This is a genomic window from Geodermatophilus sp. URMC 64 (assembly GCF_053502555.1).
The window spans coordinates 3,167,916-3,182,982 of record NZ_CP199955.1; the positions used below are offsets into that span (position 1 = coordinate 3,167,916).

Genomic DNA, 15,067 nt, shown 5'->3' on the forward strand with positions numbered 1-15,067 from the left:
CCCACCCGCCCGAGGTCAGTTGGCGCGGCCGAGGTACCGGCCGTCGCGGGTGTCGACCTTGAGCTTGTCGCCGGTGTTGACGAACAGCGGCACCTGGATCTGCGCGCCGGTCTCCAGCGTGGCGGGCTTGGTGCCGCCGGTGGAGCGGTCGCCCTGCAGCCCGGGGTCGGTGTGCTGGACGACGAGCTCCATGGTCACCGGCAGCTCGACGTAGAGCGGCGTCCCCTCGTGGACGGCGACGACGACCTCGGTGTTCTCCAGCAGGTAGTTCGCGCCGTCGCCGACGGTCTCGCCCGGCACGTGGATCTGGTCGTAGGTCTCCAGGTCCATGAACACGTAGTCGGTGCCGTCCTGGTACAGGTAGCTCATCGACCGCTTGTCGACGGTCGCGGTCTCGACCTTGGTGCCGGCGTTGAAGGTCTTGTCCACCACCTTGCCCGAGAGGACGTTCTTCAGCGTGGTGCGCACGAACGCGCCGCCCTTGCCCGGCTTGACGTGCTGGAACTCGGTGACGGTCCAGAGCTGGCCGTCGAGGTTGAGGACCAGGCCGTTCTTGAGGTCGTTGGTGGTAGCCATCTAGAGGACCAGCAGTTCCTTGCTCGTGAGGGTCAACAACTCGGGCGCGTCCGCCGTGACGACGAGCGTGTCCTCGATCCGGACACCGCCGTGGCCGGGCAGGTAGACGCCCGGCTCCACGGTGACGGCCATGCCGGCGGCCAGCCTACCCGCGCCGAGGGGGCCGATGCCCGGCGCCTCGTGGATCTCGAGCCCCACGCCGTGGCCCAGTCCGTGGGTGAAGTGCTCGGCGTGCCCGGCCGCGGCGATGACGTCCCGCGAGGCCGCGTCGACGGCGACGACGTCCGTGCCGACGGCCAGCGCCGCCCGCCCGGCCGCCTGGGACGCCGCGACCAGGTCGTAGATGTCCCGCTGCCAGTCGGCGGCGTGGCCGAGGACGACGGTGCGGGTCATGTCGGAGTGGTATCCGTCGACGTTGGCGCCGAAGTCGAGCTTGAGGAGGTCGCCGGCGCGCAGCTCGGAGGTGTCCGGCCGGTGGTGCGGGATGGCCGAGTTCGCCCCGGCGGCCACGATCGTCTCGAAGGACGGCGCCTCGGCCCCGAGCGCCAGCATGCGGGCGTCGAGCTCGCGGCCGACCTGCAGCTCGGTGCGACCGGGCCGCAGCGCACCCTCGGCGGCCAGCTCGGCCAGCGCCTGGTCGGCGATGGCACAGGCCCGGCGCAGCGACTCGATCTCGTCGTCGTCCTTGACCGCCCGCTGCGCCTCGACCGCGCGCCGGATGCTGGTCAGCTCGGGCACCGTCCGCCCCGTGGCGGCGTCGATGAGCACCGCCTCCAGCGCCGCGAGGCCGTCGACGGTGAGGTGGTGGCTCTCGTAGCCGAGGCGCCCCGTGCCGCGTCGCACCGCCTCGGCGGCCAGCGCGGCGACCGTGTTGCGGTCGATGAGCAGCTCGACGTCGGGCACCTGCGCGCCGGCCTGCGTGGTGTAGCGGCCGTCGGTGCCGAGGAGGTCCTCGCCGTCGGTGCGCACGAGCAGGGCGCCGTTGGAGCCGGTGAACCCGGTCAGGTAGCGCACGTTGAGCAGGTTGGTGACGAGGACGGCGTCCAGGCCGCGTTCGGCGGCGGTCTTGCGCAGCTGCTCCCGTCGCTGCGCCGTCCTCACCGCACGCCCCGCAGCGCCATCCACTGCAGCGCCAGCACGTAGCCCTCGACGCCGAGCCCGGCGATCACGCCGGTCGCGATGCCGGACACGTAGGAGTGGTGCCGGAACTCCTCGCGCCGGTGGATGTTGGTGATGTGCACCTCGATCACCGGGGCGCCGACCATGGCCAGGGCGTCGCGCAGCACGACCGAGGTGTGCGACCAGCCGGCCGGGTTGATCACCACCGGGTCGTCGGCCTCGGCGGCCTCGTGCACCCAGCGCAGCAGCTGGCCCTCGTCGTCGGTCTGGCGGACCTGCACGGCCATCTCGAGCTCGTGCGCGGTCTTCTCGATCACCTCGACCAGCTGGGCGTAGGTGGTGGCTCCGTACTTGTCCGGCTCGCGGGTGCCGAGCCGGCCGAGGTTGGCGCCGTTGAGGACCTGGATGGTCACTCGCTACTCCTTCACTGCTGACCAGGCGGCGTCGAGCCAGGCCTGGTCGGGGTCGGTCAGGATGGTCGGGTTGCCGAGACCGTCGAGGACGACGAAGCGCAGCGAGGCGCCGCGGGCCTTCTTGTCCACGCGCATGACCGACTGCAGCCGTCCCCAGTCGCCGCGGTAGCGGGTCGGCAGGCCCATCGCGGTCACGAGGTCGCGGTGCCGGTCGACCTCGGCCCGGGTCAGCAGCCCTGCCTGCCCGGCCAGCTCGGCGGCGAACACCAGCCCGACGGCGACCGCCTCCCCGTGCCGCCAGCCGAAGTCCTCGACCCGCTCGATGGCGTGGCCGAGGGTGTGCCCGTAGTTGAGGAACTCGCGCACGCCCGTGTCGAAGAGGTCGGCGCCGACCGCATCGGCCTTGACCCGCACGGCGCGCTCGATCAGCTCGGCGGTGTCGCGGCGGCCGGTCGGGTCGGCGTCGAGCAGTTCGAGGATCCGGCCGTCGGCGATGAACCCGCACTTGACCACCTCGGCCAGCCCGGAGCGGAACTCCGCCTCGGGCAGCCCGGCCAGCACGTCGGTGTCGGCGAGGACGGCGGAGGGCGGGTGGAAGGCGCCGACCAGGTTCTTGCCGGCGCCGGTGTTGATGCCGGTCTTGCCCCCGACCGCGGCGTCGACCATGCCGAGCAGGCTGGTCGGCACCTGCACCACCCGGACGCCGCGGGTCCAGGTGGCCGCGAGGAACCCGGCGAGGTCGGTGACCGCTCCCCCGCCGATGCCGACCACCGCGTCGGAGCGGGTGAGCCCCAGCCGGCCGAACTCCTCCCACGCCCCCGCGGCGACCTCCGCCGTCTTCGCCGCCTCGCCATCGGGGACGACGACCGCCTCGGCGGCCACCCCGGCCGTCTGCAGCGTCTCCACCGCGGCGCCCGCGACCGCGGCCAGCGGCGGGGCGTGCACCACGGCCGCCCGAGCCGTGCCGGCGAGCTCCATCGACAGCTCGGTGACCGCGCCGGGCCCGATCACCACCTCGTACGGCTTGTCCCCGGCGACCGTGACCCTTCTCATCGCGCGGCCCCGGTCAGGACGGCGAGCACCTCGGCCGCGATGTCCTCCGGGGTGCGCCCGCCGGTGTGCGCGGTGAGCGTGGCGACCTCGCCGTAGAGCGGCGCGCGGGTCTCCAGCATCTGCCGCAGCATCGCCCGCGGGTTGACACCGAGGATCGGCCGGTCGCGGGAGAGCCCCACCCGCTTGGCGGCCGTGGGCAGGTCGACGTCCAGCCAGACGACCGTGCCGCCGTCCCGCCCGTAGGCCACCAGCAGCTCGCGGGTCGCCGCGCTGGTCACCGCTCCCCCGCCGAGCGCCAGGACGCCGTCGTGCCCGGCCATCGCCCGGGCCACGGCGGCCGCCTCCAGCGCCCGGAAGTGCGGCTCCCCGTGCTGCACGAACAGGTCGGCGACGGTCGTGCCGGCCTCGGCCTCGACGTCGTGGTCGGTGTCCCGGAACGCCACACCCAGCGCCTCGGCCAGCGCCGTCCCGACGGTGGTCTTGCCCGAGGCCGGCGGGCCGACCAGCACCACGAGAGGTCGCGTCATCGGATGGACAGCGAGTCGAGGTAGGCCTGCGCGTTGCGGCGGGTCTCGGCCACCGAGTCGCCGCCGAACTTCTCCAGCGCGGCGTCGGCGAGCACGAGGGCCACCATCGCCTCGGCGACCGCGGTGCCGCGGGGCACCGCGCAGGCGTCGCTGCGCTGGTTGATGGCCACGGCCGGCTCACCGGTGGCGACGTCGACGGTGGCCAGCGCCCGCGGCACGGTGGAGATCGGCTTCATCGCGGCGCGGACCCGCAGCACCTCGCCGTTGGTCATGCCGCCCTCGATGCCACCGGCGCGGTCGGTGAGCCGCCGCACGCGGCCGCCCTCGCTCACGATCTCGTCGTGGGCCACCGAGCCGCGGCGCCGCGCGGTCTCCAGCCCGTCGCCGACCTCGACCGCCTTGACCGACTGGATGCCCATGAGCGCCGCGGCGAGGCGGGCGTCGAGCCGGCGGTCCCAGTGCACGTGGCTGCCCAGGCCCGGCGGCAGGCCGTGCACGACGACCTCGACCACACCGCCGAGGGTGTCGCCGTTCTTCCGGACGTCGTCGATCTCGGCGACCATGCGCTCGCTGGTCTCCGGGTCGGCGCAGCGGACCGGGTCGTCGTCGATGCGGCCGGTGTCGTGCGGGCCGGGCACCACGCCGTCGGGGACGGTGACCGGTCCGATGGCGACGACGTGGCTGACCACCTCGACCCCGAGCGCCTGCCGCAGGAACGCCTGGGCCACGGCACCGAGCGCGACCCGGGCGGCGGTCTCGCGGGCGCTGGCCCGCTCGAGCACCGGGCGGGCGTCGTCGAAGCCGTACTTCTGCATGCCGGCGAGGTCGGCGTGCCCGGGGCGGGGACGGGTCAGCGGGGCGTTGCGCGCCTGGCCGGCCAGCACCTCCGGCTCCACCGGGTCGGCCGACATGACCGTCGTCCACTTGGGCCACTCGGTGTTGCCCACCTGGATCGCGATCGGGCCGCCCTGGGTCCGGCCGTGGCGGACACCGCCGGTGATCGTGACCTGGTCCTGCTCGAAGGACATGCGCGCGCCGCGGCCGTGGCCGAGGCGGCGGCGGGCGAGGGCGGCGTCGACGTCCTTGGTCTGGACCTCGACGCCGGCCGGGAGGCCTTCGAGGATGGCGGTGAGCTGCTGGCCGTGCGACTCACCGGCGGTCAGCCAGCGCAACATGGCCAAGATTCTGCCAGGCGGGGAACGCCGGTCCGCGCTACGGCAGGGGCACCGACCCCGCAAGGGTGAGCGCGACGGCGGCGCCGAGCAGCAGCGGCGGGCCGAACGGAACGGCGTCGCGCCGGCCCGCACGACGCGTCGCCAGCAGGACGATCGACACCAGCGCGCCGCAGACCAGGCCGAGGAACACGCCGGCCAGCAGCACACCCCAGCCCACCCAGCCGAGCACCAGGCCGAGCAGTCCCAGCAGCTTGACGTCGCCGAAGCCGAGCCCGTCCGGGGACACCGCCGCGCCCAGCGCCGCCAGCCCGAAGGCGGCGGCCGCGGCCAGGACCGCCCGCAGCAGCGCCGGCCAGGTGCCCAGCAGCGCGGCGTCGGCGACCAGGGCCGCCGCGCAGACGACGGCGGCGGGATACGTGACGACGTCCGGCAGCCGGTGGCAGGCCAGGTCCACCGCGGCCAGCACGGGCGCGGCGCCGGCCAGCCAGACGAACGCGGCCGTCGCCGGGCGCGCGCCGGTCAGCGCGACGGCCCCCGGCAGCAGCACGGCGACGGCGAGCCCGGTCAGGACGACGGCGACCGCCGGCGCGCGGGCGGCCCGGTCGCGGGCGGCCAGCCGGGCGGCGGCCCGCGCCAGCCACGGGCCGGTGAGCAGGCCGGCCACGGCGAGGAGGACCAGCACGCGTCAGCGCGCGTCGAGGGCGGCGCGCATCTCGGCGATCGGCGCCGGCTGCCCGGTCATCAGCTCGACCTGCACGGTCGCCTGCCAGAACAGCACCTCGAGCCCGCTGATCACCGTGCCGCCGGCGTTCTCGACCCGGTGCGCCAGCGGCGTCGGCCAGGGCGCGTAGAGCACGTCGAGCACCGTCTGACCGGCCCGCCAGCCGAGTCCCAGCACGGCCGTCTGCCCGTCGATCGGCACCGTGCTGACCACGACCGGGGCGTCGACGACGGCGCCGGCCAGCGGGACGACCGTCGTCGTCACGCCCAGCACGCCGAGCACGCGCAGCAGCTCCGCGGCCCTCGCCGGCTCCCGGACGACGACGTCGATCCGCTCGGCGCCGAGCGAGGACAGCGCGACCGCCGCCGCGACGGCGGTGCCGCCCGCGCCGAGGATCGCGGCGTGCGGCGCCGTCTCGACCCCGCCGAGCTGCAGCGCCATGCCGACGCCGGTGACGTCGGTGTTCTCCGCCCGCCAGCCCGTGTCGGTGCGGACCAGGGTGTTCGCCGCCCCGAGCAGCCGCGGCAGCGGCTCCACCTCGTCGGCGGCGGCGACCGCGGCGTGCTTGCAGGGCATGGTGACCGAGAAGCCCCGCCACTCCTCCCCCAGGCCGGCGAGCAGCACGGGGACGTCCTCGGCGCCCAGGTCGAGCGCGTCGTAGGTCCAGTCGGTCAGGCCGAGCGCCGCGTAGGCCGCCCGGTGCAGCAGCGGCGAGAGCGAGTGGCTGACCGGCCGGCCGATGACCGCTGCCCTCACGGGGCCCCGCCCGGCCGGCCGGTCGGTCGCGCGCTCATCCGCCGGGGTGCTCCCGTAGCCACTGCTGGAAGAGCGCCACGTTGGCGTTGTGCTCCTCGGCGGTGACCGCGAACCGGGTCTCGCCCGAGTCGGGGTTCACCACCACGAAGAACAGCCAGTCCCCCGGCGTCGGGTTCAGGACGGCACGGATGGCGTCCTCACCCGGGTTGCCGATCGGGCCCGGCGGCAGGCCCGGGTGCAGGTAGGTGTTGTACGGCGAGGGGTTCGCCCGGTCCTCGGGGGTCGTGGTGATCCCGCTCTTGCCGTTGGCGTAGTTGACCGTGGTGTCCAGCTGCAGCGGCATGCTGATGCGCAGCCGGTTCTCCAGCACCTGGGCCACCTTGGCCATGTCCTCGGTCGAGCTCGCCTCGGCCTGCACCAGGCTGGCCTTGGTGAGCACGGTGAGCCGCTGGTCCTGCGGCACGCCGAGCTCGTCGAGCGCCTGCGTGGTCCGGGCGACCATCCCGCGCAGCACGTCGGCCGCGGTGTCGCCGGGCTCGACGTCGTAGGTGGCCGGGAAGAGGAAGCCCTCGAGGGAGCCGTTGGCGTAGGCCGGCAGGCCGAGCGCGGCCGGGTCCGCGGCCGCGGCCTGCAGGTCCGCGATCGGCAGGTTCGCCGTGTCCGCGATGCGCTGCAGCGTCTCGGTCACGATCAGGCCCTCGGGGATGGTCACCCGGGAGACCAGCCGCGCAGCGGGGTCGAGCAGCAGGTCCAGCGCGGCCGCGCCGCTCATCTGGTGCCGCAGCCGGTAGACGCCCGCGGTGATGCCCATGGCGTCGGGCTCGGTCTCGGCCGCGTCGACGAACGGGCTCACCGACGCGATGACGTCGGCCTCGACGAGCGTCCGGCCGATGTCGCTGAGCGTGTCGCCGTTCTGCACCCGGATGTCGACGCTGCCGGTGCCCTGGCCGGTGTAGTCCTCCGCGGTGAACAGCCCGAGCAGCTTCTGGCCGCCGAAGAACACGCCGCCGACCAGCGCGGCGAGGACGACCAGGGACAGCAGCACCGCCACCGGACGGCGGCGTCGCCGGCGGCCGCTGCGCCGGTCGTACGGCTGGACGGGGATGTCCTCGTCGAACAGCTCGCCGTCGTGCAGCTCGTCGTGGACGTCGTCGCCGTAGTGGTCCTCGTGGTCCTCGCGCGGCTCGGCGCGCCGGCGACCGCGGCGTCCGCGGCGGGGGGCGTCGTCGACGTGGGCGCCGATGACCTCGAGCCCGCCGGTCTCGTCGGCCCACGCGTCCGGGTCGACGTGGTGCGCGTCGGTGGGGGCCTCGTCGTCGTGGAGCTCGTACGACTCGTCCGACGGCGGGACCGGGAGCGCCGGCTGGGCCTCGGTGGGCGCGTCGGCGGCGGCGCCGGCCGGGGCGTCCGGGCGGCGGCTCAGCCGCGACCACGCGCCCGGCGGGGGCGGCGGCAGCGGGGCCGACGGGTGCCGGCCGGCGTCGTCGGGGGCGCTGCGCCAGCCCGACGGCGTGTCGTCGCCGGAGCGACGGGGTCCGGGGCGCTCGGGTCCGTCCCCGGAGTGCCGCCACTCGAGCGGCACGGGGCCGGTCTCCTCGGCGTAGCGGCGCCCCGGGCCCCCGACGCTGCGCATGGCGGCCGTGGTCGCGGCGCCGGCGACGACGTCGGCGCGCCGGTGCTGCGGGGCCGGCGCCCAGGCGGCGGTGTCGTCGTCCGACCGGTCCCGCGGGGCGGAGTCGGTGGCGCGCCGGCCGTAGGCCTGTGGCGCGGGGCGGGCAGTCCAGGAGGCCGGGACGCCGCGCGCGTCGTCGTCGGGCGAGGCGTGCCGCCCGCGCGGACGCGGTGCGCCCGGGCCGGTCACGGCGTGGACCCCCGCGAATCGAGGAAGTGCTGCAGGATCACCACGGCGGCGGCCTGGTCGATCACCGAGCGCTGCGCGCGGCTGTCGCGGCCTGCTTCCCGGAGGGATTGGGCGGCGGTCACGGTGGAGAGCCTTTCGTCGACGAGGTGCACGGGCACGTCCCCTATGCGCCCGGCCAGGGCCCGAGAGTAGGCGGTGGCGTCCTCGGCCGAGGCTCCCGACGCACCCGACAGGTGCCTCGGTTCCCCCACGACCACCTCCGTCACCTCGTGTTCCACCACGAGGGAGGCGAGCCGGTCCAGATCCGACTCGTCCTTGGCCCGCTTGACCGTCTCCAGCGGGCTGGCGAGCGTGCCGGTGGCGTCGGACAGCGCGACCCCGACCCGCACCGTGCCGACGTCGACCCCCATCACCCGGCCGCCCCGGCGGGCCGGCCGGTTCGGCCGCGGCGGCACCTGCAGGCCGGCGGGCCAGCCCTTGGACAGGTCGATCTCCGCGGTCTCGTGCGAGACCGGCGGGAACCCCTGGGTCAGGTCGATCTCGGTGGTCGGGTGGTACTGCGGCTGGCCGGACGGGTTCGTGCGCGGCCGCGCCGGCGGCACGGCGGGCAGTCTCCGCTTCCGCTCGCCGACCGGGCCGGTGTCCTCCGGGTTCCACTCGCTCACGAGTCCCCTACCTCCCTACGGCGGCCGCGACCGCCTCTTCTCCGGCCTTGAGCGCCGCGGGGATCCCCGCGGGATCGGTGCCGCCGCCCTGGGCCACGTCGGGCTTGCCGCCGCCGCGCCCACCGACGGGCGCGGCCGCCGCCTTGATCAGGTCACCGGCCGAGAGTCCACGCCCGACCGCGGCCGGGTTGAGCGCGGCGACGAGGGCCACCTTGCCGCCCGCCTCGGAGGCGAGCAGGACGACGGCCGGGCGGTCGGCGGGCAGCCGGCCCCGGACGTCGAGGGCCAGCGTGCGCAGGTCGCCGCCGCCCAGGCCGCCGGGCGCGCCGGTGACCACCGAGACGCCGTCGAGGTCCCTGGCGTCCTGGGCGAGGGTGCCGGCCGCGGCGACGGTCTGCTGGGCGCGCAGCTCGGCGAGTTCCTTGTCCACGTCGCGCAGCCGGGCGAGCATGCCGCTCACCCGCTCGACCAGCCCGTCGGTCGGGGTCTTGAGCAGGTCCCCGAGCTGGCGGACCAGGTCGCGCTCGCGCGCCAGGTAGCGGAACCCGTCCAGGCCGACGACCGCCTCCACGCGCCGCGCCCCGGAGCCGACCGAGGACTCGCCGGTCAGCGCCAGCGGGCCGATCTGCGCGCTGCCGCGCACGTGGGTGCCACCGCAGAGCTCCCGCGACCACGGGCCGCCGATCTCCACCACGCGCACCTGCTCGCCGTAGGTCTCGCCGAACAGCGCCAGGGCGCCGATGGCCTGCGCCTCGGGCAGCGTCATGTAGGTGGCGGTCACCTGGTGGTCGGCGCGGACGGCGGCGTTGGCGACGTCCTCGATGTCGTGCCGCTGCTGCTGGGTCAGCGCGCCCTGCCAGGCGAAGTCCAGCCGCAGGTAGCCGGGCCGGTTGTACGAGCCCGACTGCAGCGCCTGCGGCCCGAGCACCTGCCGCAGCGCGGCGTGCACCACGTGGGTGCCCGAGTGCGCCTGGCACGCCGAGAGCCGCCACTCGCGGTCGACCTCGGCCACCAGCTCGGCGCCGGACCGCAGCTCGCCCTCGAGGACGCGGACCTGGTGGGCCACCAGGCCCTTGACCGGCCGCTGCACGTCGAGCACCTCGGCGCGGCCGCCGTCCCAGGTCAGCAGGCCGGCGTCGGCGATCTGACCGCCGGACTCCGCGTAGAAGGGCGTGCGGTCGAGGACGACCCGGGTGATCTCCCCCGGCCCGGCCACGGCCTCGGTCCCGGACTCCTCCAGCTCCGACACGACGCCGAGCACGCGGGAGTCGGTGCGCAGGGTGTCGTAGGCCCGCCAGTCGGTGGGGCCGTGCTCGGCGAGCAGCTGGCGGTAGGCCAGGACGTCGACCGAGCCGGTCTTCTTGGCGCGGGCGTCGGCGCGGGCCCGGTCGCGCTGCTGCTGCATGAGCGCGCGGAAGCCCGGCTCGTCGACGGTGACGCCCTGCTCGGCGGCCATCTCGAGGGTGACGTCGATCGGGAAGCCGTAGGTGTCGTGCAGGCTGAACGCCTGCTCGCCGGTCAGCCGCGGGGTCCCGGACTCCTTCGCCTGCCGGACGGCGGTGTCGAACAGCGTCGTCCCCTGGGACAGGGTGCGCCGGAACGCCTCCTCCTCGGCGTAGGCCACCGCGGAGATGCGGTCGAAGTCGGCGGCCAGCTCGGGATAGCTCGGGCTCATCGCGTCGCGGGAGACCGGCAGCAGCTCGGGCAGCGTGGCCTCGTCGACGCCGAGCCGCTTCATCGAGCTGATGGCCCGGCGCAGCAGCCGGCGCAGGATGTAGCCACGGCCCTCGTTGCCCGGCGTGACGCCGTCGCCGATGAGCATCAGGCCGCTGCGGATGTGGTCGGCGACGACCCGCAGCTGCACGTCGTCGGCGTGGTCGCGCCCGTACACCACGCCCGACAGATCGGCGGCCCGGCGCAGCACCGGGGAGACCTCGTCGATCTCGTAGAGGTTGTTCACGCCCTGCAGCAGGTAGGCGACCCGCTCGAGGCCCATGCCGGTGTCGATGTTCTTCTTCGGCAGGTCGCCGACGATGCGGAACTCCTCCTTGGAGCGCACGTCGTCGAGCTGGTACTGCATGAAGACGAGGTTCCAGATCTCCAGGAACCGGTCCTCGTCGACGACCGGGCCGCCGTCCTGGCCGTGCTCGGGGCCGCGGTCGTAGTAGATCTCGCTGCACGGGCCGCCCGGGCCGGGCTGGCCGGTGTGCCAGTAGTTGTCCTTGAGCCCACGGCGCTGGATCCGCTCGTCGGGCAGGCCGGCGATCCGCTTCCAGGCGTCGGCGGCCTCGTCGTCGTCGAGGTAGACGGTGACCCAGATCTTCTCGGGGTCGAAGCCCAGCTTGCCGTCGGCCTGGGAGCCCGTGACCAGGTCCCAGGCGTGCTGGATCGCGCCTTCCTTGAAGTAGTCGCCGAAGGAGAAGTTGCCGTTCATCTGGAAGAACGTGCCGTGGCGGGTGGTCTTGCCGACCTCCTCGATGTCGAGGGTGCGCACGCACTTCTGCACGCTGGTCGCCCGCGGGTAGGGCGCGGGCTCCCGGCCGGTCAGGTACGGGATGAACGGCACCATGCCGGCGACCGTGAACAGCAGCGACGGGTCGGGCGACACCAGCGAGGCGCTGGGGACGACGGTGTGGCCGCGTTCCGCGAAGTGCTCGAGGAAGCGGCGGCGGATCTCGGCGGTCTGCATTCGGCTCTACTTCGTCCGTGGTGTCTTCGGTGGGGACGGCGTCCGCCCCCGGTGATCAGTTATCGGCGGCGTGCCGGCCGGGCAGCACGGACGGCAGCGCGAGCTGCTCCCGGGCGGGCAGCGGTGCGTCGAGGCCGGTGCCGGCGCGCAACTCTGCCTCACGCTCGGCGGCCGCGGCCCGCACGTCGGCGCCGAAGTCGCCGATCGCCTCGGCGAGCTGGCGCAGCCCGTCGGCCAGCGAGCCCAGGATCCCGGCCGGGGTCATCTTCTCGGCGGCGGCGGAGAGCTTGCGGACCACGAGGGCACCGATGGTGATGCCCATCGCCAGCCAGAACAGGCGCCGCATCAGGCGGCCCGCCGGGCGGTGCGGCGCGCGCGGCGCGCCTCCTTGTCCCGCTGGGCGGCCTCGGCGATCGCCTGGCCCTCCCGCTTCTTGCGGGCGGCGCTGCGCACGCCGTAGCTGAACGCGGCCACCTTGATCAGCGGGCTGCCGAGGGTCGCGGCGACGACGCTGGAGAGGGCGGCGACGTTGCTGGACACGTTGGCCGCGTTGCCGGTGATGTCGTCCACCCGCTCCAGGTTGCTGTTCACGTGCGCGACCGTGGTGTTGGCCTGCAGCAGGATGGGCGCGGCCTGCTCCCGGGTCTGCCGGATGGTCAGCGTGGTCTCGTCGAGGACCCGCCCGAGCTTGAGCAGCGGGATGGCCAGGAGCAGCACCAAGAGCACCAAGGCGAGGGCTGCGATCAGTCCGGCCCACTCTCCTGCGGACACGCGGTGTTCTCCTGTCGTCGCGGCGGCACCGGGTGCGACGACCCGGCGTGGTCACAGTAGCCGGGGCGCTCGACCGCTGTCCGTCCGTACCGGCGGTCAGCGGGTGCGGCGCAGGATGGCGCGGAGCTTGGCCAGCCGGACCGCGATGGCGCCCTCCGCGCCGCGGTTCGTGGGCCGGTAGTAGTCGCGGCCGACGAGGGCGTCGGGCGGGTACTGCTGGGGCACGATGCCGTCGGGGTGGTCGTGCGGGTAGACGTACGTCCTGCCGTGGCCCAGCTTCTTCGCCCCGGCGTAGTGGGCGTCGCGCAGCCCGGGCGGCACCGGGCCGGCCCGCCCGGCCCGCACGTCGGCGACCGATTCGCTGATCCCCACCGTGATCGCGTTCGACTTGGGCGCGGTGGCGAGGTGGACCACCGCGTGCGCCAGCGGGAAGTGCCCCTCGGGCATGCCGATGAGGGCCACCGCCGAGGCCGCGGCCACCGCGGTCTGCAGCGCCGTGGGGTCGGCCATGCCGATGTCCTCGCTGGCGGAGATGACCAGCCGCCGGGCGATGAACCGCGGGTCCTCCCCCGCCTCGACCATGCGGGCGAGGTAGTGCAGCGCGGCGTCGACGTCGGAGCCGCGGATCGACTTGATCAGCGCGCTGGCCACGTCGTAGTGCTGGTCGCCCTGACGGTCGTAGCGGACGGCGGCCTGCGCCACCGCCGTCTCGAGGGTGACCAGGTCGATCTCGGTGGCGCCGGCCTGCTGCGCGGCTCCGGCGCCGGACTCCAGCGCGGTGAGCGCCTTGCGGCCGTCGCCGCCGGCGATGCGGACGAGGTGCTCCTCGGCCTCGGGCGCCAGCGTCACCGCGCCGTCGAGGCCGCGGTCGCTGGTGAGCGCGCGGTGCAGCAGGGTGCGGATGTCGTCGTCCTCCAGGGGCTGCAGCGCCAGGACGAGGCTGCGGCTGAGCAGCGGGCTGACCACGCTGAAGAACGGGTTCTCGGTGGTCGCGGCGACGAGGCTGACGATGCGGTCCTCGACCGCCGCGAGCAGCGAGTCCTGCTGGGTCTTGGAGAAGCGGTGCACCTCGTCGATGAACAGCACGGTGCGCCGGCCGGCGAAGGTCAGCTCCCGCTTGGCCGCGGTGATGACCGCGCGGACCTCCTTGACCCCGGAGTCGAGGGCGGACAGCTGGACGAACTGCCGCTTGGTGGCCAGGGAGATGACGTGCGCGAGCGTGGTCTTGCCGGTGCCGGGCGGGCCGTAGAGGACGACGGACATCGGCTCGTCGGCCTCGACCAGCCGGCGCAGTGGTGAGCGCGGGCCGAGCAGGTGCTGCTGGCCGACCACCTCGTCGAGCGAGCGCGGCCGCATGCGCACCGCCAGCGGCGCCCCGGGGTCGACCTCCGGCGCGTCCTCGGCCGGCTGGTCGAACAACGAACTCACGGTTCTTGACGCTACCCGCGGGGCACGACGGATCCCGTGCAGAAGCGAGGCATCGGGGACATGACGGTCAGCGCGATCGGGCTGGGCGCCATGCCCCTGTCCACCAAGGACGACCGGCCGTCGCCGGAGGAGGCCGAGGCGGTGGTGCACGCGGCGCTGGACGCCGGGGTGACGCTGATCGACACCGCCGACGCCTACGCGAGGGACGAGTCCGAGTTCGGGCACAACGAGGAGCTGGTCGCCGCCGCGCTGCGCTCGTACGGGGCCCCCGGCGACGTCCTGGTGGCCACCAAGGGCGGGCACACCCGGCGGGGATCCGCGTGGGAGCTGGACGGTTCGGCGTCCTACCTGCGGCGGGCGTGCGAGGCCTCGCTGCGCCGGCTCGGCGTGGACGCGATCGGGCTCTACCAGTTCCACCGGCCGGACCCGGGGACGCCGTGGGAGGAGTCGATGGGCGCCCTGCGCTCGCTCGCCGACGCCGGCCTGGTGCGGATGGTCGGCATCTCGAACGCGGACGTCGCCCAGATCGACGTCGCGCGGAAGATCTGCGGCGACGCGCTGGTCAGCGTGCAGAACCAGTTCTCTCCCGGCTGGCGGCACTCGGCCGACGAGCTGGCGCACTGCGCGGCGCACGGCCTGGCATTCCTCCCGTGGAGCCCGTTCGGCGGGGTCGGCTCGGCCGGGTCGCTGGACACGGCCGCACCCGCCTTCGCCGAGGTGGCCGCCGAGCTCGGCGTGTCCGTCTACCAGGTGACGCTGGCCTGGCACCTGGCGCAGGCGGACGTGGTCATCCCCATCCCCGGCGCCTCCCGGCCGTCCTCCATCACCAACTCCGCCGCGGCCGCCGACCTCACGCTCACCGACGCCCAACTCGCCCGCCTGAACCAACCGTGATCATCGTCAGGTGGCTGCCCTCGTCGGCGTGTCGCCCAGCCACCTGACGATGATCAACCGCGGTCCACAGCCGGCAGCCTCGTCCACAACCTGCCGCGACGGCCGTCCGCCCCGCAGTCGGGGCCCGAGGCTGCCGGGCTGTGGACCTCCCTCCCACCTACTCGCTCGCCTCCGCCCGTGCGGCCGGGCTGACCCGAGGTCGGCTCCGCGGACCGGCATTCGTGCGCCTGGGCCACGACCTCGTCGTCCGCCTCGACGACGCGATCGACGTCCGCGAGCGGTTGCACCTGCTCACGACCGTGCTGCCCGCGGATGCCGCCTTCAGCCACCTCACAGCCGCGCATCTGCTCGGCGCGCACGTCGACGCTCCCCGGCGGGCGCACGTGGCGCTCACCCCTCGCCGGGTGCTGCCCAGCGCG

Annotated in this window: 15 protein-coding genes; 1 reads left to right on the forward strand and 14 read right to left on the reverse strand. The window is 74.8% G+C overall.

Annotated elements, in window-relative coordinates:
• Positions 1-15: 15 nt before the first annotated feature.
• The 14 genes from efp to ACWIYF_RS15465 all read right to left on the reverse strand — a co-directional run bounded on the left by efp (position 16) and on the right by ACWIYF_RS15465 (position 13,754).
• On the reverse strand, positions 16-576 hold the full coding sequence (gene efp / locus ACWIYF_RS15400; RefSeq protein ID WP_448623700.1) for an elongation factor P: 561 nt from the start codon (positions 574-576) through the stop codon (positions 16-18).
• Entirely contained in the window at positions 577-1,677 is a 1,101-nt protein-coding gene (locus ACWIYF_RS15405) for a M24 family metallopeptidase (protein ID WP_448623701.1), read from the reverse strand. It abuts the gene before it with no gap.
• Positions 1,674-2,108 carry a type II 3-dehydroquinate dehydratase gene (gene aroQ / locus ACWIYF_RS15410; protein ID WP_448623702.1) on the reverse strand — a complete coding sequence of 145 codons (435 nt, stop codon included), beginning with the start codon at positions 2,106-2,108 and terminating at the stop codon, positions 1,674-1,676. Before aroQ ends, ACWIYF_RS15405 begins: the two co-directional genes overlap by 4 nt.
• Positions 2,109-2,111: 3 nt before the next feature.
• Entirely contained in the window at positions 2,112-3,161 is a 1,050-nt protein-coding gene (aroB, locus tag ACWIYF_RS15415) for a 3-dehydroquinate synthase (protein WP_448623703.1), read from the reverse strand.
• Complete coding sequence (locus ACWIYF_RS15420) at positions 3,158-3,688, reverse strand: shikimate kinase (RefSeq protein ID WP_448623704.1); 531 nt, start codon at positions 3,686-3,688, stop codon at positions 3,158-3,160. The genes aroB and ACWIYF_RS15420 overlap by 4 nt, the downstream gene beginning before the upstream one ends.
• Positions 3,685-4,863 carry a chorismate synthase gene (aroC, locus tag ACWIYF_RS15425; protein WP_448623705.1) on the reverse strand — a complete coding sequence of 393 codons (1,179 nt, stop codon included), beginning with the start codon at positions 4,861-4,863 and terminating at the stop codon, positions 3,685-3,687. The genes ACWIYF_RS15420 and aroC overlap by 4 nt, the downstream gene beginning before the upstream one ends.
• 37 nt (positions 4,864-4,900) lie before the next feature.
• Entirely contained in the window at positions 4,901-5,545 is a 645-nt protein-coding gene (locus tag ACWIYF_RS15430) for a prepilin peptidase (protein WP_448623706.1), read from the reverse strand.
• A gap of 3 nt (positions 5,546-5,548) precedes the next feature.
• A complete protein-coding gene (locus tag ACWIYF_RS15435) occupies positions 5,549-6,340 on the reverse strand; it encodes a shikimate dehydrogenase (protein ID WP_448623707.1) in 792 nt (263 codons plus the stop codon).
• Between the two features lie 34 nt (positions 6,341-6,374).
• Complete coding sequence (mltG, locus tag ACWIYF_RS15440) at positions 6,375-8,201, reverse strand: endolytic transglycosylase MltG (RefSeq protein ID WP_448623708.1); 1,827 nt, start codon at positions 8,199-8,201, stop codon at positions 6,375-6,377.
• Entirely contained in the window at positions 8,198-8,866 is a 669-nt protein-coding gene (ruvX, locus tag ACWIYF_RS15445; RefSeq protein WP_448623709.1) for a Holliday junction resolvase RuvX, read from the reverse strand. Before ruvX ends, mltG begins: the two co-directional genes overlap by 4 nt.
• Positions 8,867-8,873: 7 nt before the next feature.
• Positions 8,874-11,555: an alanine--tRNA ligase gene (alaS, locus tag ACWIYF_RS15450; RefSeq protein WP_448623710.1), complete on the reverse strand. Its 2,682-nt coding sequence runs from the start codon at positions 11,553-11,555 to the stop codon at positions 8,874-8,876.
• 55 nt (positions 11,556-11,610) lie between these two features.
• On the reverse strand, positions 11,611-11,901 hold the full coding sequence (locus ACWIYF_RS15455; RefSeq protein WP_448623711.1) for a hypothetical protein: 291 nt from the start codon (positions 11,899-11,901) through the stop codon (positions 11,611-11,613).
• Positions 11,901-12,326, reverse strand: coding sequence for a DUF948 domain-containing protein (locus tag ACWIYF_RS15460; RefSeq protein WP_448623712.1), 426 nt, complete (start codon positions 12,324-12,326; stop codon positions 11,901-11,903). The genes ACWIYF_RS15455 and ACWIYF_RS15460 overlap by 1 nt, the downstream gene beginning before the upstream one ends.
• 96 nt (positions 12,327-12,422) lie before the next feature.
• The gene (locus tag ACWIYF_RS15465; protein WP_448623713.1) at positions 12,423-13,754 is read right to left on the reverse strand and encodes a replication-associated recombination protein A; all 1,332 of its coding nucleotides are present in this window, start codon (positions 13,752-13,754) and stop codon (positions 12,423-12,425) included.
• A 36-nt stretch (positions 13,755-13,790) separates the two neighbouring features.
• Here ACWIYF_RS15465 and ACWIYF_RS15470 point away from each other — a divergent pair, with 36 nt between their 5' ends.
• Positions 13,791-14,648 (forward strand): aldo/keto reductase, encoded by an 858-nt coding sequence (locus ACWIYF_RS15470; protein ID WP_448623714.1) that lies wholly within the window; start codon positions 13,791-13,793, stop codon positions 14,646-14,648.
• The last annotated feature ends 419 nt before the right edge of the window (positions 14,649-15,067 follow it).

Coding starts and splice junctions, on each gene's coding strand:
- efp (WP_448623700.1), bottom strand. CDS start 576: ATGGCTACCACCAACGACCTCAAGAACGGCCTGGTCCTCAACCTCGAC.
- aroB (WP_448623703.1), bottom strand. CDS start 3,161: ATGAGAAGGGTCACGGTCGCCGGGGACAAGCCGTACGAGGTGGTGATC.
- ACWIYF_RS15420 (WP_448623704.1), bottom strand. CDS start 3,688: ATGACGCGACCTCTCGTGGTGCTGGTCGGCCCGCCGGCCTCGGGCAAG.
- aroC (WP_448623705.1), bottom strand. CDS start 4,863: ATGTTGCGCTGGCTGACCGCCGGTGAGTCGCACGGCCAGCAGCTCACC.
- alaS (WP_448623710.1), bottom strand. CDS start 11,555: ATGCAGACCGCCGAGATCCGCCGCCGCTTCCTCGAGCACTTCGCGGAA.
- ACWIYF_RS15455 (WP_448623711.1), bottom strand. CDS start 11,901: ATGCGGCGCCTGTTCTGGCTGGCGATGGGCATCACCATCGGTGCCCTC.